Source organism: Klebsiella sp. 141240, from assembly GCF_050600805.1.
GTDB lineage: Bacteria > Pseudomonadota > Gammaproteobacteria > Enterobacterales > Enterobacteriaceae > Klebsiella > Klebsiella aerogenes.
Window position 1 is genome coordinate 37,976 of record NZ_JAQIRK010000010.1, and the last position, 22,016, is coordinate 59,991.

Annotated in this window: 19 protein-coding genes and 3 tRNA genes; 18 read left to right on the top strand and 4 right to left on the bottom strand. The window is 56.1% G+C overall.

Annotated features, from left to right (window positions below; translation table 11 throughout):
* Positions 1-91 precede the first annotated feature (91 nt).
* Positions 92-1,153, bottom strand: coding sequence for a small ribosomal subunit biogenesis GTPase RsgA (gene rsgA / locus PGQ95_RS17325; RefSeq protein WP_087859205.1), 1,062 nt, complete (start codon positions 1,151-1,153; stop codon positions 92-94).
* 94 nt (positions 1,154-1,247) lie between these two features.
* On the opposite strand from rsgA, the gene orn reads away from it, so the two are divergent.
* Positions 1,248-1,793, top strand: a complete 546-nt coding sequence (gene orn, locus PGQ95_RS17330) for an oligoribonuclease (RefSeq protein WP_015704162.1) — start codon at positions 1,248-1,250, stop codon at positions 1,791-1,793.
* 40 nt (positions 1,794-1,833) lie between these two features.
* Here the strand turns inward: orn and PGQ95_RS17335 are convergent, their stop codons facing one another.
* Positions 1,834-2,565, bottom strand: coding sequence for an arginine ABC transporter substrate-binding protein (locus PGQ95_RS17335; protein ID WP_411325518.1), 732 nt, complete (start codon positions 2,563-2,565; stop codon positions 1,834-1,836).
* A 292-nt stretch (positions 2,566-2,857) separates the two neighbouring features.
* On the opposite strand from PGQ95_RS17335, the gene PGQ95_RS17340 reads away from it, so the two are divergent.
* The 3 genes from PGQ95_RS17340 (at position 2,858) to PGQ95_RS17350 (ending at position 3,227) form a co-directional block, all read left to right on the top strand.
* Positions 2,858-2,933 (top strand) — tRNA-Gly (locus PGQ95_RS17340).
* 71 nt (positions 2,934-3,004) lie between these two features.
* Positions 3,005-3,080 (top strand) — tRNA-Gly (locus PGQ95_RS17345).
* A 71-nt stretch (positions 3,081-3,151) separates the two neighbouring features.
* Positions 3,152-3,227 (top strand) — tRNA-Gly (locus PGQ95_RS17350).
* Between the two features lie 270 nt (positions 3,228-3,497).
* Here PGQ95_RS17350 and queG read toward each other — a convergent pair.
* The gene (gene queG, locus PGQ95_RS17355; protein WP_430918844.1) at positions 3,498-4,637 is read right to left on the bottom strand and encodes a tRNA epoxyqueuosine(34) reductase QueG; all 1,140 of its coding nucleotides are present in this window, start codon (positions 4,635-4,637) and stop codon (positions 3,498-3,500) included.
* A gap of 13 nt (positions 4,638-4,650) precedes the next feature.
* Between queG and nnr the strand changes: the two genes are divergently transcribed.
* From nnr to rlmB, 14 genes are all read left to right on the top strand, one after another.
* Positions 4,651-6,162, top strand: a complete 1,512-nt coding sequence (gene nnr / locus PGQ95_RS17360; RefSeq protein WP_183269110.1) for a bifunctional ADP-dependent NAD(P)H-hydrate dehydratase/NAD(P)H-hydrate epimerase — start codon at positions 4,651-4,653, stop codon at positions 6,160-6,162.
* Positions 6,155-6,616 (top strand): tRNA (adenosine(37)-N6)-threonylcarbamoyltransferase complex ATPase subunit type 1 TsaE, encoded by a 462-nt coding sequence (gene tsaE / locus PGQ95_RS17365; RefSeq protein WP_430918846.1) that lies wholly within the window; start codon positions 6,155-6,157, stop codon positions 6,614-6,616. Before nnr ends, tsaE begins: the two co-directional genes overlap by 8 nt.
* A gap of 16 nt (positions 6,617-6,632) precedes the next feature.
* Entirely contained in the window at positions 6,633-7,985 is a 1,353-nt protein-coding gene (amiB, locus tag PGQ95_RS17370; protein ID WP_113374744.1) for an N-acetylmuramoyl-L-alanine amidase AmiB, read from the top strand.
* Positions 7,986-7,995: 10 nt separating this feature from the next.
* On the top strand, positions 7,996-9,858 hold the full coding sequence (gene mutL, locus PGQ95_RS17375) for a DNA mismatch repair endonuclease MutL (RefSeq protein ID WP_430918848.1): 1,863 nt from the start codon (positions 7,996-7,998) through the stop codon (positions 9,856-9,858).
* The gene (gene miaA / locus PGQ95_RS17380) at positions 9,851-10,801 is read left to right on the top strand and encodes a tRNA (adenosine(37)-N6)-dimethylallyltransferase MiaA (RefSeq protein WP_087858288.1); all 951 of its coding nucleotides are present in this window, start codon (positions 9,851-9,853) and stop codon (positions 10,799-10,801) included. The genes mutL and miaA overlap by 8 nt, the downstream gene beginning before the upstream one ends.
* Positions 10,802-10,893: 92 nt before the next feature.
* A complete protein-coding gene (gene hfq, locus PGQ95_RS17385; RefSeq protein WP_045396870.1) occupies positions 10,894-11,202 on the top strand; it encodes an RNA chaperone Hfq in 309 nt (102 codons plus the stop codon).
* A gap of 75 nt (positions 11,203-11,277) precedes the next feature.
* On the top strand, positions 11,278-12,558 hold the full coding sequence (gene hflX, locus PGQ95_RS17390) for a ribosome rescue GTPase HflX (protein WP_032713510.1): 1,281 nt from the start codon (positions 11,278-11,280) through the stop codon (positions 12,556-12,558).
* 58 nt (positions 12,559-12,616) lie between these two features.
* A complete protein-coding gene (gene hflK, locus PGQ95_RS17395) occupies positions 12,617-13,879 on the top strand; it encodes an FtsH protease activity modulator HflK (protein ID WP_015368631.1) in 1,263 nt (420 codons plus the stop codon).
* 2 nt (positions 13,880-13,881) lie between these two features.
* Entirely contained in the window at positions 13,882-14,886 is a 1,005-nt protein-coding gene (hflC, locus tag PGQ95_RS17400; RefSeq protein WP_015368630.1) for a protease modulator HflC, read from the top strand.
* 198 nt (positions 14,887-15,084) lie between these two features.
* On the top strand, positions 15,085-15,282 hold the full coding sequence (locus PGQ95_RS17405) for a DUF2065 domain-containing protein (protein ID WP_015368629.1): 198 nt from the start codon (positions 15,085-15,087) through the stop codon (positions 15,280-15,282).
* 103 nt (positions 15,283-15,385) lie between these two features.
* Entirely contained in the window at positions 15,386-16,684 is a 1,299-nt protein-coding gene (locus tag PGQ95_RS17410; protein ID WP_087858289.1) for an adenylosuccinate synthase, read from the top strand.
* Positions 16,685-16,834: 150 nt separating this feature from the next.
* On the top strand, positions 16,835-17,269 hold the full coding sequence (nsrR, locus tag PGQ95_RS17415) for a nitric oxide-sensing transcriptional repressor NsrR (protein ID WP_045379682.1): 435 nt from the start codon (positions 16,835-16,837) through the stop codon (positions 17,267-17,269).
* Positions 17,270-17,360: 91 nt separating this feature from the next.
* Complete coding sequence (gene rnr / locus PGQ95_RS17420; protein WP_045396877.1) at positions 17,361-19,802, top strand: ribonuclease R; 2,442 nt, start codon at positions 17,361-17,363, stop codon at positions 19,800-19,802.
* Between the two features lie 81 nt (positions 19,803-19,883).
* Complete coding sequence (rlmB, locus tag PGQ95_RS17425; protein WP_087858291.1) at positions 19,884-20,615, top strand: 23S rRNA (guanosine(2251)-2'-O)-methyltransferase RlmB; 732 nt, start codon at positions 19,884-19,886, stop codon at positions 20,613-20,615.
* A 20-nt stretch (positions 20,616-20,635) separates the two neighbouring features.
* On the opposite strand, the gene PGQ95_RS17430 is transcribed toward rlmB, so the two are convergent.
* Positions 20,636-21,931: an MFS transporter gene (locus tag PGQ95_RS17430; RefSeq protein ID WP_430918851.1), complete on the bottom strand. Its 1,296-nt coding sequence runs from the start codon at positions 21,929-21,931 to the stop codon at positions 20,636-20,638.
* Between the last annotated feature and the right edge of the window lie 85 nt (positions 21,932-22,016).

Here is a 22,016-nt window from a genome sequence, read left to right on the forward strand (position 1 = left end):
AGGGGGACGATTCTATACGTAAACTTCAGCGAATTGTATCCGCGCCGTCTTGCCGGCAAAGCGATTACGTTTAGCGACGACAGCTTAAATGTCAGTCGTCGGTTGATGAAAAGCTTTTACGCGTTTTTACCTGCACCTGTTCCATACTTTCCAGGATGCGGTGATAGTTGGCGAAACGGCTTTCGGCGATAGCGCCTTTTTCTACCGCTTCGCGAATGGCGCAGCCTGGGTCGGTGTCGTGCTTGCAGTCGCGATACTTGCAATGGCCTAAATAATCATGGAATTCGACAAAGCCGTTGGTGATTTGTTCCGCGTCAAGATGCCACAGGCCGAACTCGCGCACGCCTGGGGAGTCAATCACATCGCCGCCGTGCGGGAAGTGATAAAGACGTGCGGCGGTGGTGGTGTGCTGGCCGAGCCCTGACACATCAGAGACGTCGTTCGTCAGGATTTGCTCATCCCGCAGTCCCAGCAGCGTGTTCAGCAAGCTGGATTTACCCACCCCGGACTGGCCGGCAAAGATACTGATGCGCCCGGTCAGGGCCTCTTCAAGCGGCTTCAGGCCGTCCTGAGTATGGCTGGACACCATCAATACCGGATAACCGATCTGGCGATAGATATCCATCTGCTCATTGACGAAAGCCATACCCTCCTCGTCCAGCAGGTCTATCTTATTCAGTACCAGCAGCGGTTCGATATTCTGCGCTTCGCAGGCCACCAGATAGCGGTCGATAATATTGAGCGACAGTTCGGGTAAAATGGCCGAAACCACCACGATTTGGTCGATATTTGCCGCGATAGGCTTCACGCCGTCGTAAAAGTCCGGGCGCGTCAGCACCGAGACGCGTTCATGCACCGCTTCGACGATGCCTTTGACGTTGACCCCGTCGGCGGCGTCTTTGCCTGGCCGCCAGACCACGCGGTCGCCAGTTACCAGAGAACGAATGGTCCGGCGAATGTTGCAGCGGTGGGTCGTGCCATCCGCGGATTCGACATCGGCATGCATACCAAAACGGCTGATGACGATACCTTCAGAAGGCTCGCCAAACAGGTTGTCATCGTAGTCGGCCTTCTCCGAAGTCGTTTTCAGGCGGCGCTGGTGGTTGGCCTTAACGCGGCGCTGCTGGCCTTTGGAGAGCTTATTTTTACTCAATCGAACTGGCTCCTGGTCGCCCTGATGGGGCAAAACCTCTATGATACACGCTATTTTAGATGAATATAGTCACGCAAGAAGGGTGGAAAATAGCATGAGTGCAGATGAAAACAACCTGATTTGGATCGATCTTGAGATGACGGGGCTGGATCCCGAGCGCGATCGCATTATCGAAATCGCCACCCTGGTCACCGACGCGAATCTTAATATTCTGGCAGAAGGCCCGACCATTGCCGTGCACCAGTCTGATGCTCAGCTGGCGCTAATGGACGAATGGAACGTGCGCACTCATACCGGCAGCGGGCTGGTCGATCGCGTGAAGGCCAGTACCGTGGGCGACCGCGAAGCGGAACTGGCCACTATTGAGTTTCTCAAGCAGTGGGTGCCGGCGGGGAAATCGCCAATTTGTGGCAACAGCATCGGTCAGGACCGCCGCTTCCTGTTCAAATATATGCCGGAACTGGAAGCTTACTTCCATTATCGCTATCTCGACGTCAGCACCCTAAAAGAGCTGGCGCGCCGCTGGAAGCCGGAAATCCTTGATGGCTTTAAAAAGCAGGGCACTCACCAGGCGATGGACGATATCCGCGAATCCGTCGCCGAACTGGCCTATTATCGCGAGCATTTTATTAAGCTCTGAAGCATAAACGAGGCCACCATGGCCTCGTCGTTTTACTGCGTTAATTAAACCACTTTTGTTCCATCTGCTGGAACTCCGGCGACGCCTTCACGACCTCCAGCGCGTCATTAATCTGCTTAAGCAACTCCGGGTCGTCTTTGCGTACCGCGATGGCATATTGTTTGCCGTAGTAGGCCGGGTCGGTGGCGCGCTCTTTCATCTCGGCGTAATCAGGATTATCCGCCAGCCACTGGTCCATCGTCGCTAAATCGCCGATCGCGCCGTCGACTTCGCCGCTTTTCAACGCCGTCAGCGCCTCGCTATCGCTGCCAAAGGCGACGGTTTGAATGCCTTTTTGTTTATCGCGTAGATAACGCTGATGAACGCTGCCCTTGACCACGGCGAGCTTTTTACCCTGCAGGTCGGCAAACCCGTGGGCGGCGTCTTTTGCCGTGACTACCACCCCGGAGAGCTCCTGGCGATAAGGCTGAGTGAAGGCGACCTGCTTTTCACGCATCGGCAATACTTCAACGCCGGCGATAATAGCGTCGAACTTTTTAAAGCGTAGCGCCGGGATGAGCGTATCAAAGCGCTGCGGCGTGAATTTACATTCCGCCTGCATCTGTTTACACAGCGCATTGGCCAAATCAATGTCAAAACCCGTAGGTTGGCCTTTGCCTTTGACGGTCTCAAACGGCGGATTGGCGGTTGTGGTGCCAAAATGGAGCGTCTCGGCAGAAGCTGTTCCGATGATTGATGTGGTCAGCAGCAGGACGGAAAGCGCTTTTTTCATTCTGAATCCCTGATAGTCGTCATGGTGGACCTTTTCGCGGATAGCCACCGCGGTGTCATGCGGGCGATTTTGCGCCATTCGCGCGGGGGGAAAAAGATATTTTGCTAATTATGGCGGTTATTTATACAATTCAGTGGGCTGTGTGGCGAGAAAATGTCCATTCAAACAAAAAACGAAAAAAAGTGCTCGCCAGGGGGTTGCAGGTGAATCGAATTCTCGTATAATGCGCCTCCCGTAACGACGCAGAAATGCAAATTACGACGCCATCGAAATATGGCAAAAAAGCAGTAACGCGGGAATAGCTCAGTTGGTAGAGCACGACCTTGCCAAGGTCGGGGTCGCGAGTTCGAGTCTCGTTTCCCGCTCCAAAATTTGAAAGCAGCACCATACCAAAACATAGTTTTCAGGTTACCGACAGGTAGATTGAAAACCAATGTAAGCGGGAATAGCTCAGTTGGTAGAGCACGACCTTGCCAAGGTCGGGGTCGCGAGTTCGAGTCTCGTTTCCCGCTCCAAAATTTGAAAGACACACCATACCAAAGCATAGTTTTCAGGTTGCCAGCAGGTAAATTGAAAACCGATGTAAGCGGGAATAGCTCAGTTGGTAGAGCACGACCTTGCCAAGGTCGGGGTCGCGAGTTCGAGTCTCGTTTCCCGCTCCAAATTTCTTCCTTTATCCAATTTATCCACAGTGCGAAATCGCGCCGGGGATGATTTTCATTACCTATCCAAAAATACTGTAAACAGAGTTATCCACAGGCTGTCGTTTGGCTGACTGCGCGACAAATGCTTCACTTTGTAAATAGTATTATTGTATCTGATTGAAATTTAACATTTAAATTTCATTTCAAACTGTTAATTCGATCACTTGACGTACGTCTGCCCGTTGAAACGCAATGTTTTTTTGTTTTTATTCACAGCCTGTGAATGAATCAGGCGTCGCGCGGCAATCCTTTCTCGACCACCCGGACCAGGCGTAGTTTCTGCGGCAACTGCACTTCGACAACGTTGGCATTTCGCTTTTCTATCTGCTGCGCAACCGCCCATTCGATGTGTTCATCGAGAAGTGGGTGCTCACCTCGGCGACTTTCCAGCGCTGCCAGATTGGCTTCATTCCAGGGAGCATTACCGAGCGCGATGGCGATATTGCGTAGCCAGCGTAAGTGGCCGATACGGCGTATCGCCGACCCCTCGGTGACTTTCAGAAACCAGGCTTCGCTCCAGGCGAACAGCTCAATCAGCTGCGGCGCATGTAGCGCTTTACGCGGGCTGAAGTCCTCTTCATCGGTAAGCTGCGAAAAACGGTTCCACGGACAAATCAACTGGCAATCATCGCAGCCGTAAATACGGTTGCCGATAAGCGGACGAAATTCTTCCGGGATAGCGCCTTCCAGCTCGATGGTCAGATAGGAGATGCAGCGCCGTGCGTCAACGGTATAGGGTTCGACGATGGCGCCGGTGGGGCAGATAGTCATACAGGCGATACAACGCCCGCACTCTTCGGCAACCGGCTGGTCTATCGGCAGTGGCAGATCGATAAGCAACTCGCCCAGGAAGAAAAACGATCCGGCGTCGCGGCTTAAGATAAGTGAGTGCTTACCTGTCCAGCCAAGGCCCGCTTTTTCAGCGATTGGCCGCTCCAGGATAGGCGCGGAATCGACAAACGGTCTAAAATTGAGCGAAGCACACTGTTCCTGAATCATCTCGCCGAGTTTTTTCAGGCGGTTACGTAGCAGCTTATGATAATCACGCCCCAGGGCATAACGGCTGACGTAACCCAGCGTGGGATCTTTCAGAGTGCTGGCGAAAGCAGCATTGGCGGGCAGATAGTTCATGCGCACGCTAATCACGCGTAGCGTACCGGGCAGCAGTTCATGCGGCCGGGCGCGCATCATGCCGTGGCGAGCCATCCATTCCATTTCGCCATGGTATTGTTTATCCAGCCATGCCTGTAGTTTAGGTTCGCTGGCGCTGAGATCGGTATCGGTAATACCGACCTGCTGGAAGCCAAGCTCGGTGCCCCATTGTTTGATTTGCTGCGCTAACTGATTGAGATCGAGGGGCTGTGACATGATGGACCATACAATGACGAAAAACCCTGACAGTATACCACACATCGTGTGGCCAGCGGAGACGCTGCGCCAGGCGGAAAGAGAGGCGGCGGATAGTCTCGGGCTGACGCTTTTTGAATTGATGCGGCGTGCCGGCGAGGCGGCGTTTCAACTGGCCCGAAGCCTTTATCCCGCCAGCCAGCACTGGTTGATTCTTTGCGGCCACGGCAATAACGGCGGCGACGGCTATGTCGTCGCGCGGCTGGCGCAGGCGCAGGGCATCGCGGTAACGCTACTGGCGTTGGAAAGCGATAAGCCGCTGCCGGAAGAGGCGCAGGCCGCGCGGGAAGAGTGGCTCAATGCCGGCGGCGTCATCCACGCCGCCGATAGCGCCTGGCCGGATGATATCTCATTGATTATTGACGGGCTGCTCGGCACCGGCCTGCATAGCGCGCCGCGCGCTAACGTCGCCGGGCTGATTGAACTGGCGAACGCCTATCCCGCGCCGGTTATTGCGCTTGATATCCCCTCCGGGCTGAACGCGCAAACCGGCGCGACGCCTGGCGCGGCGATTCACGCCGCCCATACCCTGACGTTTATCGCGCTAAAACCTGGACTGCTGACCGGCAATGCCCGCGACGTCGTCGGGCGCTTACATCATCATGCACTCGGCCTGGAGCGCTGGCTTTCCGGGCAAAACACCGCTATTCGTCGTTTTTCCGCAGCGCAGCTGGCAGGATGGCTGCCGCCGCGTCGCCCGACGTCGCATAAAGGCTCGCATGGTCGGCTGGTGATTATCGGCGGCGATCGCGGCACCGCTGGCGCCATTCGTATGGCGGGTGAGGCCGCGCTGCGTGCCGGCGCGGGTTTAGTACGCGTGCTGACCAGGGCGGAAAATATCGCGGGGATCGTGACTGCCAGGCCGGAATTGATGGTTCATGAGCTGAACGGCGACACCCTTACCGAGAGCCTGGAGTGGGCGGATGTCGTGGCGATTGGCCCCGGTCTTGGGCAAAGCGAATGGGGGAAAGCGGCGCTGCGGCAGGTAGAGAATTTTCGCAAACCAATGGTCTGGGATGCCGACGCGTTGAACCTGCTGGCAATCAATCCCGATAAACGTCACAATCGCGTGTTAACCCCGCATCCTGGCGAAGCCGCCCGTTTATTGAATATCAGCGTGGCAGAAGTTGAAAGCGATCGCTTACATTCTGTACAACGTCTGGTAAAACGGTATGGCGGCGTGGTGGTGCTAAAAGGCGCAGGAACCGTAGTGGCGAATAACGCGGGTGAAATCGGTATCATTGATGCCGGTAATCCCGGAATGGCCAGCGGCGGGATGGGCGATGTGCTCACCGGCATTATCGCCGCGCTGTTGGGACAGGGGCTGACCCCGTATGATGCCGCTTGCGCAGGCTGCGTGGCGCACGGCGAAGCCGCAGACCGACTGGCCGCCAGAGATGGCGCCCGTGGGATGCTGGCGACCGATCTTTTTTGCACGCTCAGGCGTGTTGTTAACCCGGATGTGATTGACCTAGACCATGATTAACCGTGTGATTCCTTTACCCGACGAGCAGGCGACATTAGACCTTGGCAACCGCGTAGCGCAGGCCTGTACCGGCGCGACGGTTATCTATCTGTATGGCGATTTAGGCGCGGGTAAAACCACCTTCAGCCGCGGTTTTCTACAGGCCCTTGGCCACCGCGGCAATGTCAAAAGCCCAACGTATACGCTGGTGGAGCCTTACACCCTCGAAAATCTGATGGTGTATCACTTCGACCTGTACCGCCTGGCGGATCCTGAGGAGCTCGAATTTATGGGGATCCGCGATTACTTCGCTAACGATGCCATCTGCCTGGTGGAATGGCCGCAACAAGGCGCGGGTGTACTGCCTGACCCGGATGTCGAAATTCACCTGGATTACCAGGCGCAAGGGCGTGAGGCGCGCGTAACGGCGGTCTCTTCATTGGGTGAGTCTTTATTGGCGAGTTTAGCCATTTAGCCTAAAGGATGACGGGATGAAGTATCGTATAACCAGTTGGCTGGCCGCCGCTCTGATGCTGTTCGGCACTCAGGCGTCCGCGGCAAGTTTATCCGATATCCAGGTCTCAAACGGCGATCGGCAGGCCCGCATCACGCTAAGTTTTGTCGGCGACCCCGAATATTCCTTCACCCCGCAAGGTAAGCGCGTGGTGGCGTTGGATATCAAACAAACCGGCGTGCTTCAGGGGCTGCCGCTGCAGTTTAGCGGTAATAATCTGGTCAAAAGCATTCGCTCTGGCTCGCCTCAGGATACGCAATCTCTGCGTCTGTTGGTCGATCTGACGGAAGATGGTAAAACGCGGGCGGCGAAGCAGCAAAACGGCGCCAACTATACCGTCGTCTTTACCATTAACGCCGATGTGCCGCCGCCCCCTCCGCCGCCGCCAGTGGTAGCGAAACGGGTCGAAGCGCCGGTAGTGGCGCCGCGTCCGAGCGAGCCGCCGCGCAATCCGTTTAAAAACTCTGGTAGCGATAGAACCACGGTGGTCACCAGCAGTCAGCCGGCGATGACTAACAACCAGACCATCAGCCGACCGGCGGCGCGTACCGTCTCATCTGACGAAAAAATAATTATCGCTATTGATGCCGGTCACGGCGGCCAGGATCCTGGCGCTATCGGACCGGGCGGCACCAAAGAGAAAAACGTCACGATTGCTATCGCCCATAAGCTACGGGCGTTGCTCAACAACGATCCGCAGTTTAAACCGGTGCTGACCCGCAACGGCGACTACTTCATCTCGGTCATGGGGCGTTCGGACGTGGCGCGCAAACAAAACGCCAATTTCCTGGTCTCTATCCATGCCGATGCGGCCCCGAATCGCGATGCGACTGGCGCATCGGTGTGGGTGCTCTCTAACCGCCGCGCTAACAGCGAAATGGCCGGCTGGCTTGAACAGCATGAGAAACAATCCGAACTTCTGGGCGGCGCGGGCGATGTGCTGGCGAATAGCCAGTCGGATCCTTATCTGAGCCAGGCGGTGCTGGATTTACAGTTCGGCCATTCCCAGCGCGTCGGTTATGATGTGGCGACCGATGTACTCAGCCAGCTCCAGCGGGTTGGTAATCTGCATAAACGCCGCCCGGAGCATGCCAGCCTTGGCGTTCTGCGCTCGCCGGATATTCCGTCGATCCTCGTAGAAACTGGCTTTATCAGTAATAACGGCGAAGAGCGCCTGCTGGGTAGCGATGATTACCAACAGCAGATTGCAGAGGCGATTTATAAAGGGCTGCGTAACTATTATATGCAGCACCCGCTGCAATCAGCGCCGCGCGGCACGGCTGCGCAAACCGCCAGCGCCAGTTCGCCTGGCGGGTCGTTGATTAACTAAGGAGAAGGTCATGCCGATTCAGGTTCTACCGCCGCAGCTCGCCAACCAGATTGCCGCTGGCGAGGTGGTGGAACGTCCGGCGTCGGTCGTTAAAGAGCTGGTCGAAAACAGCCTTGATGCCGGCGCGACCCGTATCGACATTGATATCGAACGCGGCGGCGCGAAGCTTATCCGTATTCGCGATAACGGCTGTGGGATCAAAAAAGATGAGCTGGCGCTGGCGCTGGCTCGTCACGCCACCAGTAAAATCGCTTCGCTGGATGACCTTGAGGCGATCATCAGTCTTGGTTTTCGCGGCGAAGCGCTGGCCAGTATCAGTTCCGTCGCCCGCCTGACGCTGACTTCGCGTACCGCGGAGCAGCACGAGGCATGGCAGGCTTATGCTGAAGGGCGCGACCAGGCGGTGACGGTGAAACCGGCGGCGCATCCGATAGGCACCACGCTGGAAGTCCTGGATCTGTTTTACAACACCCCCGCGCGGCGCAAGTTCATGCGTACCGAAAAAACCGAGTTTAATCATATTGATGAAATCGTCCGCCGCATCGCGCTGGCGCGTTTCGATGTAACGATTAATCTCAGCCATAACGGCAAAATGATGCGCCAGTATCGCGCAGTGGCGGAAGGCGGCCCGCGTGAACGTCGCCTCGGCTCGATTTGCGGCGCGGCGTTTCTGGAACATGCGTTGGCCATTGAGTGGCAGCATGGCGATTTGACACTGCGCGGCTGGGTCGCCGATCCATTGCATACCAATCCGGCACTAGCGGAAATCCAGTATTGTTACGTCAACGGGCGTATGATGCGCGACCGGCTTATCAACCATGCCATTCGCCAGGCCTGCGAAGACAAGCTGGGCGCTGACCAGCAGCCGGCGTTTGTACTGTATCTGGAGATTGACCCGCATCAGGTTGATGTCAACGTGCATCCGGCGAAGCACGAAGTGCGTTTCCATCAATCACGGCTGGTGCATGATTTTATCTACCAGGGCGTACTGAGCGTGCTGCAGCAGCAGCTTGATGCGCCGCTGGTGGCAGAGGACGAAGCGCCAGCGCCGCGGCAGGTGCCGGAAAACCGCGTGGCGGCGGGCGCGAACCATTTCGCTCGCCCATCGCCGGCCCGGGAACCGGCGGCGGGTTATGATACTCGCGCGCCGCGCGAACCTGCCGCCGCCGGCGGCTATAGCGCAGGCGGCGCCAGCTGGCCGCACGCCCAGCCGGGTTATCAAAAACAGCAAGGGGCGCTTTATCGTCAACTGCTGCAAACCCCGGCGGTGGAAAAAAAACAAGCCGCGTCGGCGCCTGCGGAAAGTCTGGCGGCCCATGGCCAAAGCTTTGGCCGGGTGCTGACTATTATCGGCGGCGATTGCGCGCTGCTCGAGCGGGGCGGCACATTGGCGTTGCTGGCGCTGCCGGTGGCGGAACGCTGGCTGCGTCAGGCGCAGCTAACGCCGGGCGCGGAAGCGGTTTGCGCGCAGCCGCTGCTTATCCCGCTGCGTCTTAAAGTGAGTGAAGCAGAACGCAAAGCGCTGGAAAAAGCGCAGCCGGCGCTGGCGCAATTGGGCATCGATTTACAAGCAGATGCCCAGCACGTGACGGTCCGCGCGGTGCCTTTACCCTTAAGACAACAAAATTTACAAATCTTGATTCCTGAACTGATAGGCTACCTGGCGCAGCTAACGGCATTCAACGTCGGCGACATTGCCCAGTGGACGGCGCGTAATCTGACGAGCGAGCACGCGCAGTGGAGTATGGCGCAGGCGATTTCGGTGCTGGCGGACGTTGAGCGTTTATGTCCGCAGCTGATTAAAGCGCCGCCGGGTGGTCTGTTACAACCTGTTGATTTACATTCGGCGATGACAGCCCTGAAAGATGAGTGATGTAACTGAGGCGAGCCTGCCTAAGGCAATTTTTTTAATGGGGCCGACGGCCTCCGGTAAAACCGCATTAGCTATCGCCTTGCGTAAAGTTTTGCCCGTAGAGTTGATTAGCGTCGATTCCGCCCTCATCTATCGAGGAATGGATATCGGTACGGCCAAACCCGATGCCGCGGAGCTTAGCGCTGCGCCGCATCGGTTGCTGGATATCCTTGATCCGGCAGAGTCTTACTCGGCGGCGGATTTTCGTCGCGATGCGTTGGCGGAAATGGCGGATATCGTCGCCGCCGGGCGCATCCCGCTGCTGGTCGGCGGAACGATGTTGTATTTCAAAGCGTTGTTGGAAGGGTTATCGCCGCTGCCTTCGGCGGATCCCGCAGTCAGGGCCAGAATTGAGCAACAAGCAGCAGAGCAGGGGTGGCACGCATTGCACCGGCAGTTACAGGAGATCGATCCCGTGGCCGCCGCGCGTATTCATCCAAATGATCCGCAAAGACTTTCCCGAGCACTGGAAGTTTTTTTCATTTCGGGTAAAACTTTAACGGAACTGACGCAAACGTCAGGAGAGGCTCTGCCGTATCAGGTGCATCAGTTCGCCATCGCCCCGGCGAGCCGTGAACTGCTACATCAACGCATTGAGCAGCGTTTTCATCAGATGTTGGCTTCAGGTTTTGAAGCAGAAGTGCGGGCGCTATTTGCCCGTGGAGATTTGCATACGGATATGCCTTCCATTCGTTGTGTTGGATACCGCCAGATGTGGTCATACCTTGAAGGCGAGGTCTCGTATGATGAAATGGTTTATCGAGGTGTTTGCGCGACGAGACAGTTAGCGAAACGTCAGGTCACCTGGCTGCGCGGTTGGGAAGATGTTCACTGGTTAGACAGTGAGCAACCTGAACAAGCGCTCAACAAAGTATTACAGGTTGTTGGTGCTAGCCAGAACTGAACGTGTACAATTGAACGGTATCGTGCGTAATTTTTTTTAAGAATCGTAAGGTTCTGAGTACAAAACAAGCATACATATAAGGAAAAGAGAGAATGGCTAAGGGGCAATCTTTACAAGATCCGTTCCTGAACGCTTTGCGTCGGGAACGTGTTCCGGTTTCTATTTATTTGGTGAATGGTATTAAGCTGCAAGGGCAAATTGAGTCTTTCGATCAGTTCGTGATCCTGTTGAAGAACACGGTCAGCCAGATGGTCTATAAGCACGCAATTTCTACTGTTGTCCCGTCCCGTCCGGTGTCTCACCACAGCAATAATGCTGGCGGCGGTGCAAGCAACTATCACCACGGTGGTAGCGCGCAAGGTTCTTCTGCGCCGCAGCAAGACAGCGACGACGCCGAATAAGGCTAATGCTGTTTTTCCACGTCGGGGAGCCAGGTTTTCTGCGTTCCCCGCTGGTATTTTATAAGGGGTTTACGCTTGTTTGACCGTTATGATGCCGGTGAGCAGGCGGTACTGGTACACATCTATTTTTCGCAAGACAAAGATATGGAGGATCTCCAGGAGTTTGAATCCCTGGTCTCTTCCGCCGGTGTCGAAGCAATGCAGGTGATTACCGGTAGCCGTAAAGCACCGCACCCGAAGTATTTTGTTGGTGAAGGTAAGGCTGTTGAAATTGCGGAAGCCGTAAAAGCGACCGGCGCCTCGGTCGTGCTGTTCGATCATGCCTTGAGTCCGGCCCAGGAACGTAACCTGGAGCAGCTATGCGAATGCCGGGTTATCGATCGCACCGGTCTGATTTTAGATATTTTTGCCCAGCGAGCGCGTACCCACGAAGGGAAACTGCAGGTTGAGCTGGCGCAGTTGCGCCATCTGGCCACGCGTCTGGTACGCGGCTGGACCCACCTTGAAAGGCAGAAAGGCGGGATTGGTTTGCGCGGACCGGGTGAAACCCAGCTCGAAACCGACCGTCGATTGCTGCGTAACCGTATTATGCAGATCCTGTCGCGACTGGAAAAAGTAGAAAAACAGCGCGAGCAAGGTCGGCGGTCACGCGCCAAGGCCGATATCCCTACCGTCTCGCTGGTGGGATATACCAACGCCGGAAAATCAACGCTGTTCAACCAGATAACCGAAGCGGAAGTCTATGCCGCGGACCAACTGTTCGCCACTCTGGACCCGACGCTGCGCCGTATTAACGTCACAGACGTCGGCGAAACGGTACTGGCAGACACCGTAGGTTTTATTCGTCATCTGCCGCACGATTTGGTGGCGGCGTTTAAAGCGACTCTGCAGGAGACGCGTCAGGCGACGCTGCTGCTGCACGTTATCGACGCGGCGGATGTCCGCGTGCAGGAAAATATTGATGCAGTAAATACGGTCCTTGCTGAAATCGAGGCCGATGAAATTCCGTCATTGCTGGTGATGAACAAAATCGATGTGCTTGACGATTTTGAACCGCGCATCGATCGGGATGAAGAGAATAAACCGATTCGGGTCTGGCTCTCCGCCCAGACCGGGATTGGCGTACCACTGCTTTTTCAGGCGTTAACAGAACGTCTTTCCGGCGAAGTGGCGCAGCATACGCTGCGTTTACCGCCGCAGGAAGGTCGTCTGAGAAGCCGGTTCTATCAGCTTCAGGCGATAGAAAAAGAGTGGATGGAGGATGACGGCAGCGTAAGCCTGCAAGTGCGCATGCCCATCGTGGACTGGCGTCGCCTCTGCAAACAAGAGCCTGCGTTGGTCGACTACGTGGTTTGACCTGGCCTGAAGATATTAACCCCTGTGGGGATATCAAAAACAAATATGGAGCATATACATGGCGTGGAATCAGCCCGGTAATAACGGACAGGACCGCGACCCGTGGGGAAGCAGCAAGAATGGCGGCAACTCTGAGGGAAATGGCAACAAAGGCGGTCGCGATCAGGGGCCGCCCGATCTGGATGATATCTTCCGCAAGTTAAGTAAAAAACTTGGCGGTCTCGGCGGCGGTAAAGGCGGCCAGGGTGGCGGTAATGTGACGCAGGGGCCGCGTGGCCCGATGGGCGGGCGCATTGTCGGCATCGTTGCTGCAGCGGCGGTGATTATCTGGGCAGCCAGCGGTTTCTATACCATCAAGGAAGCGGAACGTGGTGTGGTGACACGCTTTGGCAAGTTCAGCCATCTGGTTGAGCCAGGTCTGAACTGGAAGCCAACTTTTGTCGATAATGTGCAAGCGGTGAACGTCGAGTCGGTTCGCGAACTGGCAGCGTCCGGCGTCATGCTGACTTCCGATGAGAACGTCGTGCGCGTTGAGATGAACGTACAGTACCGGGTGACCGATCCGGAGCGCTACCTGTTTAGCGTGACCAGCGCCGACGATAGTCTGCGTCAGGCCACCGACAGCGCCCTGCGTGGCGTCATTGGTAAGTACACCATGGACCGTATCCTGACCGAAGGTCGTACCGTTATCCGTAGCGATACCCAGCGCGAGCTGGAAGAGACCATTCGTCCGTACAACATGGGTATCACCCTGCTGGACGTCAACTTCCAGACGGCGCGTCCGCCGGAAGAGGTGAAGGCCGCGTTTGATGATGCCATTGCCGCGCGTGAGAACGAGCAGCAGTACATCCGCGAAGCGGAAGCTTATACCAACGAAGTTCAGCCGCGTGCTAACGGTCAGGCGCAGCGTATCCTCGAAGAGGCGCGTGCGTATAAAACCCAGACCGTACTGGAAGCGCAGGGTGAAGTCGCTCGCTTTGCGAAGATCCTGCCGGAATATAAAGCCGCGCCGGAAATTACCCGCGAGCGTCTGTATATCGAAACCATGGAAAAAGTGCTGAGCCATACCCGCAAAGTGCTGGTTAATGACAGCAAGGGCGGCAACCTGATGGTTCTGCCGTTGGATCAGATGCTGAAAGGCGCCACTGGTGCGCCAGCAAAGAGCGATAGCAGTGGCGCAAGCGATCTGCTGCGCCTGCCGCCTGCGTCCAGCTCAAGCAGCGCCAGCACTTCATCAACCTCGAGTTCAACCGGGGGTACCATTATGGACCAACGCCGCGCCAACGCGCAGCGTAACGACTACCAGCGTCAGGGGGAATAACGATGCGTAAATCTGTTATCGCGATCATTGTCGTCGTGCTGGTAGTGCTCTACATGTCTGTCTTCGTGGTGAAAGAAGGCGAGCGTGGCATTACGCTGCGCTTCGGCAAAGTTCTGCGCGACGATGAGAATAAGCCGCTGGTGTATGCGCCGGGTCTGCACTTCAAGATCCCGTTTATTGAATCCGTGAAAATGCTGGATGCGCGTATCCAGACCATGGACAACCAGGCTGACCGCTTTGTTACCAAAGAGAAGAAAGATCTGATCGTCGACTCCTATATCAAGTGGCGCATCAGTGACTTCAGTCGTTACTATCTGGCGACCGGCGGCGGCGACGTCTCCCAGGCCGAAGTTCTGCTGAAACGTAAGTTCTCTGACCGTTTGCGCTCTGAGATTGGTCGTCTGGACGTGAAAGACATCGTGACTGATTCCCGCGGTCGTTTGACTCTGGAAGTGCGTGATGCGCTGAACTCAGGTTCTGCAGGTACAGAAGATGAAGTTTCGACGCCGGCAGCCGATGACGCTATCGCTAAAGCGGCAGAGCGTGTAGAAGCTGAAACTAACGGTAAGGTTCAGGTGATCAACCCGAACAGTATGGCGGCGCTGGGTATTGAAGTCGTTGACGTACGTATCAAGCAGATCAACCTGCCTGCTGAAGTGTCTGAAGCGATCTACAACCGTATGCGCGCCGAGCGTGAAGCGGTTGCTCGTCGCCATCGTTCACAAGGTCAGGAAGAGGCGGAAAAACTGCGCGCGACCGCGGACTATGAAGTGACCAAGACTTTGGCGGAAGCAGAGCGTCAAGGGCGTATCCTGCGCGGTGAAGGCGATGCCGAGTCGGCAAAACTGTTTGCCGATGCATTCAGTCAGGATCCGGGCTTCTATGCCTTTATCCGTAGCCTGCGTGCTTACGAGAAGAGCTTCCAGAGCAACCAGGACGTGATGGTTCTCAGCCCGGATAGCGATTTCTTCCGTTACATGAAGTCACCGGATTCCGTGCGTAAATAAGCCGGGTCGGTGTGAAATCAGAAGGCGCCTTGCAAGAGGCGCCTTTTTTCATGCCATTGATTGTGATTTTTCTCTCAGCTAGTGGTTTCATATTGCCTATGAAATGCCGGAGAATGTGAAGAAAGAAAAAGGGTTTGCGGTAATACTCACCGGCGCCAAACTGGCGGCGGTTTTGTTTTTCTATAAGGGTCATCAATAATGAATGCAACAATTTGGCTGGCACTGGCGCTGGTTTTAGTTCTCGAAGGTCTTGGCCCACTGCTTTATCCCCGCGCCTGGCGCAAGATGGTAGCGACCATGAGCCAACTGCCGGATAATTTATTGCGTCGCTTTGGCGGCGGTCTTGTGGTAGCTGGCATCGTCATCTACTACATGTTGAGGAAATCGATTGGCTGATCAAAAAATAATCGGATTACCCTCATTTTGAGTGCAAAAAGTGCTGTAACTCTGAAAAAGCGATGGTAGAATCCATTTTTAAGCAAACGGTGATTTTGAAAAAATGGGTAACAACGTCGTCGTACTGGGCACCCAATGGGGTGACGAAGGTAAAGGGAAGATCGTCGATCTCCTGACAGAACGGGCTAAATATGTTGTGCGCTACCAGGGTGGCCATAACGCAGGCCATACTCTCGTAATCAACGGTGAAAAAACCGTCCTCCATCTTATTCCATCAGGTATTCTCCGCGAGAATGTAACCAGCATCATCGGTAACGGTGTTGTGCTGTCTCCGGCTGCGCTGATGAAAGAGATGAAAGGTCTGGAAGACCGTGGTATCCCTGTTCGTGAGCGTCTGCTGCTGTCCGAAGCCTGTCCGCTTATTCTCGATTATCACGTTGCGCTGGACGTGGCGCGTGAAAAAGCACGCGGTGCGAAAGCTATCGGTACGACCGGTCGCGGTATCGGCCCGGCTTACGAAGATAAAGTCGCTCGTCGCGGCCTGCGCGTTGGCGACCTGTTTGATAAAGCCACCTTCGCTGACAAACTGAAAGAAGTGATGGAATATCACAACTTCCAGTTGGTGAACTTCTATAAAGCAGAAGCGGTTGACTACCAGAAAGTGCTGGACGATGTGATGGCGATTGCCGACATCCTCACCGGCATGGTCGTTGATGTTTCCGATCTGCTGGATCAGGCGCGTCAGCGCGGCGACTTCGTGATGTTCGAAGGCGCGCAGGGCACGCTGCTGGATATCGACCACGGTACCTATCCGTATGTAACTTCCTCCAACACCACTGCTGGTGGCGTGGCGACCGGTTCCGGCCTGGGCCCGCGTTATGTGGATTACGTTCTGGGTATCATCAAAGCTTACTCTACTCGTGTAGGCGCGGGTCCGTTCCCGACCGAGCTGTTTGATGAAACCGGCGAGTTCCTGTGCAAGCAGGGTAACGAATTCGGCGCCACTACCGGCCGTCGTCGTCGTACCGGCTGGCTGGACGCTGTTGCGGTACGCCGCGCGGTGCAGATTAACTCCCTGTCCGGCTTCTGCCTGACCAAACTGGACGTCCTGGACGGCCTGAAAGAAGTGAAAATCTGCGTCGGCTACCGTATGCCGGACGGCCGTGAAGTGACCACCACTCCGCTGGCTGCCGACAACTGGGAAGGTATCGAGCCTATCTACGAAACCATGCCGGGCTGGTCCGAAACCACCTTCGGCGTGAAAGAGCGCAGCGGCCTGCCGCAGGCAGCGCTGAACTACATCGCTCGTATTGAAGAGCTGACCGGCGTGCCGGTTGATATCATCTCTACCGGTCCTGACCGTACTGAGACTATGATTCTGCGCGACCCGTTCGACGCGTAATCATCATCCAGGGGCGCCGTTCGGGCGCCCTTGTTTTTGCAGTTCGCCCGCCCCATTTCAAATAAATTAGCGGCCTGAGCGCTGGCTGGTTTATCATCAATAGAGTTAATACCCGCGGATTCACCGCTTTCCCCTTACCCTGAGGTTGATGTGCAGTTAACGAGTTTCACCGATTATGGATTACGCGCGCTGATTTATATGGCGTCGTTGCCGGATGACCGAATGACCAGTATTTCCGAGGTGACGGATGTCTATGGCGTTTCCCGTAATCATATGGTCAAAATAATCAATCAGTTAAGCCGTGTTGGCTACGTGACGGCCGTGCGGGGAAAGAATGGGGGGATTCGCCTTGGCAAGCCGGCTAAAATGATTCGCGTGGGTGATGTTGTACGCGATCTGGAGCCGCTATCGCTGGTGAATTGCAGCAGCGAATTTTGCCACATTACTCCCGCTTGCCGCCTGAAACAGGCACTTGCCGAAGCCGCGCAAAGTTTCCTGAAGGAACTGGATAACTACACGCTGGCCGATTTGGTTGAAAAGAATCAACCGCTATATAAATTATTACTGGTGGAAGAAAAGCGCTGAATGATTTGCGCCGCAGCGTAAAGAGAACCCACAAAGCGGCGGCGTAAAACGCAGTCAGACTTTCATCGGAGATGACAACGGAGGAACCGATATGTCACAAGACCCATTCCAGGAACGCGAAGCTGAGAAGTACGCGAATCCAATCCCGAGCCGGGAATTTATCCTCGAACATTTAACCAAACGTGAAAAACCGGCCAGCCGTGATGAGCTGGCGATTGAGTTAAATATTGAGGGCGAAGAACAAACTGAAGCGCTGCGTCGCCGCCTGCGTGCGATGGAACGTGACGGCCAGTTGGTCTTCACTCGTCGTCAGTGCTATGCGCTGCCGGAGCGTCTCGATTTAGTCAAAGGCGTCGTTATTGGCCACCGCGACGGCTACGGCTTTTTACGCGTCGAAGGGCGCAAAGACGACCTGTATCTTTCATCTGAGCAGATGAAAATGTGTATTCATGGCGACCAGGTACTGGCCCAGCCGCTGGGCGCGGACCGCAAGGGCCGTCGAGAAGCGCGCATCGTTCGCGTTCTGGTGCCGAAAACCAGCCAGATCGTCGGCCGTTACTTCACCGATGCCGGTGTAGGCTTCGTGGTGCCGGACGACAGCCGTCTTAGCTTCGATATCCTTATCCCGCCTGAAGAGATTATGGGCGCGCGTATGGGCTACGTGGTGGTGGTCGAGCTGACCCAGCGTCCAACCCGTCGTACCAAGGCGGTAGGCAAAATAGTTGAAGTGCTGGGCGACAATATGGGCACCGGCATGGCCGTTGATATGGCGCTGCGTACCCATGAGATCCCTTACGTTTGGCCGCCGGCGGTGGAAAAACAGGTTTCCGGCCTCAAAGAACAGGTGCCGGAAGAAGCAAAAGCCGGGCGCGTTGATTTGCGCTCCCTGCCGCTGGTTACCATTGATGGCGAAGATGCCCGCGACTTCGATGACGCGGTGTACTGCGAGAAAAAACGCGGCGGCGGCTGGCGTCTATGGGTGGCTATCGCCGACGTGAGCTACTACGTGCGCCCTGGTACGCCGCTGGACGGCGAAGCGCGCAGCCGCGGGACGTCAGTCTACTTCCCTTCGCAGGTCGTACCGATGCTGCCGGAAGTGCTGTCCAACGGCCTGTGCTCGCTGAATCCGCAGGTCGATCGCCTGTGTATGGTCTGCGAAATGACGATCTCGTCAAAAGGTCGACTGACCGGCTTTAAATTCTATGAAGCGGTGATGAGCTCTCACGCCCGTCTGACCTACACCAAGGTTTGGCATATGCTGCAGGGCGATCAAGAGCTGCGCGAGCACTATGCGCCGCTGGTGAAGCATATTGAAGAGCTACATAACCTCTACAAGGTGCTGGACGGCGCCCGTGAAGAGCGAGGCGGTATCTCATTTGAAAGTGAAGAAGCTAAATTCATCTTCAACGCCGAGCGCCGTATAGAGCGTATTGAACAGACTCAGCGTAACGATGCGCACAAGCTGATTGAAGAGTGCATGATCCTGGCGAATATCTCCGCGGCGCGTTTCGTTGAGAAAGCGCAGGAGCCGGCGCTGTTCCGTATTCACGATAAGCCAAGCACCGAAGCGATTACCGCTTTCCGTACCGTGCTGGCGGAGCTGGGGCTGGAACTACCGGGCGGCAACAAGCCGGAGCCGCGCGATTACGCTGAGCTACTGACTTCCATCGCCGATCGCCCGGATGCGGAAATGCTGCAGACGATGCTGCTGCGTTCCATGAAACAAGCGGTCTACGATCCGGAAAACCGCGGCCACTTCGGCCTGGCGCTGCAGTCATACGCCCACTTCACCTCGCCGATCCGTCGTTATCCTGACCTGTCGCTGCATCGCGCTATTAAGTATTTACTGGCGAAAGAGCAGGGACATAAAGGCAATAGCACCGAGACCGGCGGCTGGCACTACAGCATGGAAGAGATGCTGCAACTGGGCGAGCACTGCTCGATGACCGAGCGCCGCGCCGATGAAGCGACGCGCGAAGTGTCCGACTGGCTGAAGTGCGACTTCATGCAGGATCAGGTGGGCAACACCTTCTCCGGCGTGATCGCAAGCGTCACCGGCTTCGGCTTCTTCGTCCGCCTGAACGATCTGTTTATCGATGGCCTGGTACATGTCTCCTCGCTGGATAATGACTACTATCGCTTCGATCAGGTAGGGCAGCGGCTGATCGGCGAGTCCGGCGGCCAGACTTACCGCCTGGGCGACCGCGTGGAAGTGCGCGTCGAAGCGGTCAATATGGATGAGCGTAAGATTGATTTCAGCCTGATTTCCAGCGAACGCGGCCCGCGTAATGTCGGCAAAACCGCACGCGAAAAAGCGAAGAAAGGCGCGCCGGGTAAAAACGGCGGCGGCCGTCGTCGTCAGGTTGGCAAGCAGGTAAACTTCGAGCCGGATAGCGCCTTCCGTAAGGAAAAAGAGAAAGCTAAAGCCAAACCGAAAGGCGAGAAGAAAGCGAAAAAGCCGTCGGCGAAAACGCAGAAAATCGCCGCGGCGACCAAAGCCAAGCGCGCGGCGAAAAAGAAGATCGCCGAGTGATTGACGCCCCTTCACCCTGAAGTCTGCTGGCGCAGGACAGGGTGAAGGGGGCGGATAACAGAACCTAAAACGAGTACATCAATGAGTGAAATGATTTACGGCATCCATGCGGTGCAGGCACTGCTGGAACGCGCACCTGAGCGTTTTCAGGAAGTTTTTATTCTGAAAGGCCGTGAGGATAAGCGTCTGCTGCCGCTGATCCATGCCCTTGAAGCGCAGGGCGTGGTGATTCAGGTTGCCAGCCGCCAGTACCTCGATGAGAAAAGCGAAGGCGCGGTGCATCAGGGCATTATTGCCCGCGTGAAGCCGGGACGTCAGTATCAGGAAAACGATCTGCCGGATCTGCTGGCGCAGTTCGATCAACCGTTCCTGCTGATCCTCGACGGCGTCACCGATCCGCACAACCTCGGCGCTTGCCTGCGTAGCGCCGACGCCGCTGGCGTGCATGCGGTGATCGTGCCGCGCGATCGTTCCGCTCAGCTCAACGCTACGGCGAAGAAAGTCGCCTGCGGCGCGGCGGAAAGCGTGCCGCTGATCCGCGTCACTAACCTGGCGCGGACCATGCGTCTGTTGCAGGAAGAAAACGTGTGGATCGTTGGTACCGCGGGCGAAGCCGACCATACGCTCTACCAGAGCAAAATGACCGGCCCGATGGCGCTGGTGATGGGCGCGGAAGGCGAAGGCATGCGCCGTTTGACCCGTGAGCATTGTGATGAGCTGATCAGCATCCCGATGGCGGGTAGCGTCTCTTCGCTGAACGTCTCTGTCGCCACCGGTATCTGCCTGTTTGAAGCGGTGCGCCAGCGCAGCTAAGCCGCCGCTGGCGAGGTGGGTTAGTCATCCAGCGCCCGCAGATGATCGTTCTTATTGAGCGTCATTAGCGCAGCGATGCTGACGACGGCTGTCGCCATCACGTAGTACGCCGGAATGTCCAGATTACCGGTCTGTTTAATCAGGCCGGTAATAATCAATCCGGCGCAGCCGGAAAACACGGCATTCGATAGCGAATAGGCTAACCCCAGCCCGGTATAACGCACCTTGGTAGGAAACATCTCCGCCAGCATAGCCGGTCCAGGCCCGGCCAGAATCCCCACCAGTCCACCCGCAATCAGCACCACGATACCTTTCACCAGCAGCGTGCTGCTTTCCGCCTGCAATATTTTCAGCAGCGGCAGCGCCAGTACCAGCAGCAATACCGCAGCCGCGACCATTACCCGCCGACGTCCCCACTTATCGCTGAGCATCCCGGCAGGCAAGATGGTGATGGCGAAACCAATGTTGGAGATCACCGCAATTAGCAGCGCCTGATTAAAACCGGTGTGTAGCGCGGACTGGAGGTACGAGGGCATGATTACCAGGTAGGTATAACCCGCCGCCGACCAAACCATCAGCCGGCCAATGCCGGTGAGAATCGCTTTGAGCGTCTGGCGCAAACTGGCGCGGGTTTCCAGGGACGGCGTAGCCTGCTGCTGGCGCAAAAAACCCGGTGTCTCTTCCATTTTTACGCGTAGCCACAGCGCGATGATGCCCATCGGTATGGCGAGGAAAAAGGGGATTCGCCAGCCCCAGTCATGCAATGCTTCGGGGCTGAGCGCGGTGGAAATCAGGGCGACCACGCCAGCGCCTGCCAGCAGCCCCAGCGCGACGGTAAAAGATTGCCATGCGCCATACAGTCCGCGCTTACCTTTAGGGGCGAACTCGGTCATCAGCGATACCGCCCCGCCGTACTCGCCGCCGGCAAAAAGCCCCTGAAGAATACGTAATCCGGTCAGAATAAGCGGCGCGGCAATACCGATGCTGGTGTAAACCGGCACCAGTCCGATAGCCGTGGTGGCGAGCGTCATCAGTACCAATACGATAATCAGCGTCGGCTTGCGGCCGATACGGTCGCCGAGGCGGCCAAAAACGATGGCGCCCAGCGGGCGAAAGAAAAACGCAATCGCGAAAGAGGCGTAAGTCAGAATCAGCCCGGTCAGCGGCGCTTTTCCGGTCATTTGGAAAAAATTTTTCGCAATTACGGTCGCCAGAAAGCCATAGACCGCGAACTCGTACCATTCAATAAAGTTACCGATAGAACCGGCGATCAGCGCGCGTTTTTGCGCTGCCGATGTTGTGCTGGCGGTGTGCATAGGAAGCCCCGACTAATACAAAACAGTAACGAATGAATAAATTATTCCATACATTTTTAATGAGAAAATTTTAAATTCTTATGCC

Bases quoted from the DNA above. Each gene is read 5' to 3' on its own strand.
- orn (WP_015704162.1), top strand. From the start codon at position 1,248: ATGAGTGCAGATGAAAACAACCTGATTTGGATCGATCTTGAGATGACG.
- PGQ95_RS17335 (WP_411325518.1), bottom strand. From the start codon at position 2,565: ATGAAAAAAGCGCTTTCCGTCCTGCTGCTGACCACATCAATCATCGGA.
- queG (WP_430918844.1), bottom strand. From the start codon at position 4,637: ATGTCACAGCCCCTCGATCTCAATCAGTTAGCGCAGCAAATCAAACAA.
- nnr (WP_183269110.1), top strand. From the start codon at position 4,651: ATGACGAAAAACCCTGACAGTATACCACACATCGTGTGGCCAGCGGAG.
- tsaE (WP_430918846.1), top strand. From the start codon at position 6,155: ATGATTAACCGTGTGATTCCTTTACCCGACGAGCAGGCGACATTAGAC.
- amiB (WP_113374744.1), top strand. From the start codon at position 6,633: ATGAAGTATCGTATAACCAGTTGGCTGGCCGCCGCTCTGATGCTGTTC.
- mutL (WP_430918848.1), top strand. From the start codon at position 7,996: ATGCCGATTCAGGTTCTACCGCCGCAGCTCGCCAACCAGATTGCCGCT.
- miaA (WP_087858288.1), top strand. From the start codon at position 9,851: ATGAGTGATGTAACTGAGGCGAGCCTGCCTAAGGCAATTTTTTTAATG.
- hfq (WP_045396870.1), top strand. From the start codon at position 10,894: ATGGCTAAGGGGCAATCTTTACAAGATCCGTTCCTGAACGCTTTGCGT.
- hflK (WP_015368631.1), top strand. From the start codon at position 12,617: ATGGCGTGGAATCAGCCCGGTAATAACGGACAGGACCGCGACCCGTGG.
- hflC (WP_015368630.1), top strand. From the start codon at position 13,882: ATGCGTAAATCTGTTATCGCGATCATTGTCGTCGTGCTGGTAGTGCTC.
- PGQ95_RS17405 (WP_015368629.1), top strand. From the start codon at position 15,085: ATGAATGCAACAATTTGGCTGGCACTGGCGCTGGTTTTAGTTCTCGAA.
- PGQ95_RS17410 (WP_087858289.1), top strand. From the start codon at position 15,386: ATGGGTAACAACGTCGTCGTACTGGGCACCCAATGGGGTGACGAAGGT.
- rnr (WP_045396877.1), top strand. From the start codon at position 17,361: ATGTCACAAGACCCATTCCAGGAACGCGAAGCTGAGAAGTACGCGAAT.
- rlmB (WP_087858291.1), top strand. From the start codon at position 19,884: ATGAGTGAAATGATTTACGGCATCCATGCGGTGCAGGCACTGCTGGAA.
- PGQ95_RS17430 (WP_430918851.1), bottom strand. From the start codon at position 21,931: ATGCACACCGCCAGCACAACATCGGCAGCGCAAAAACGCGCGCTGATC.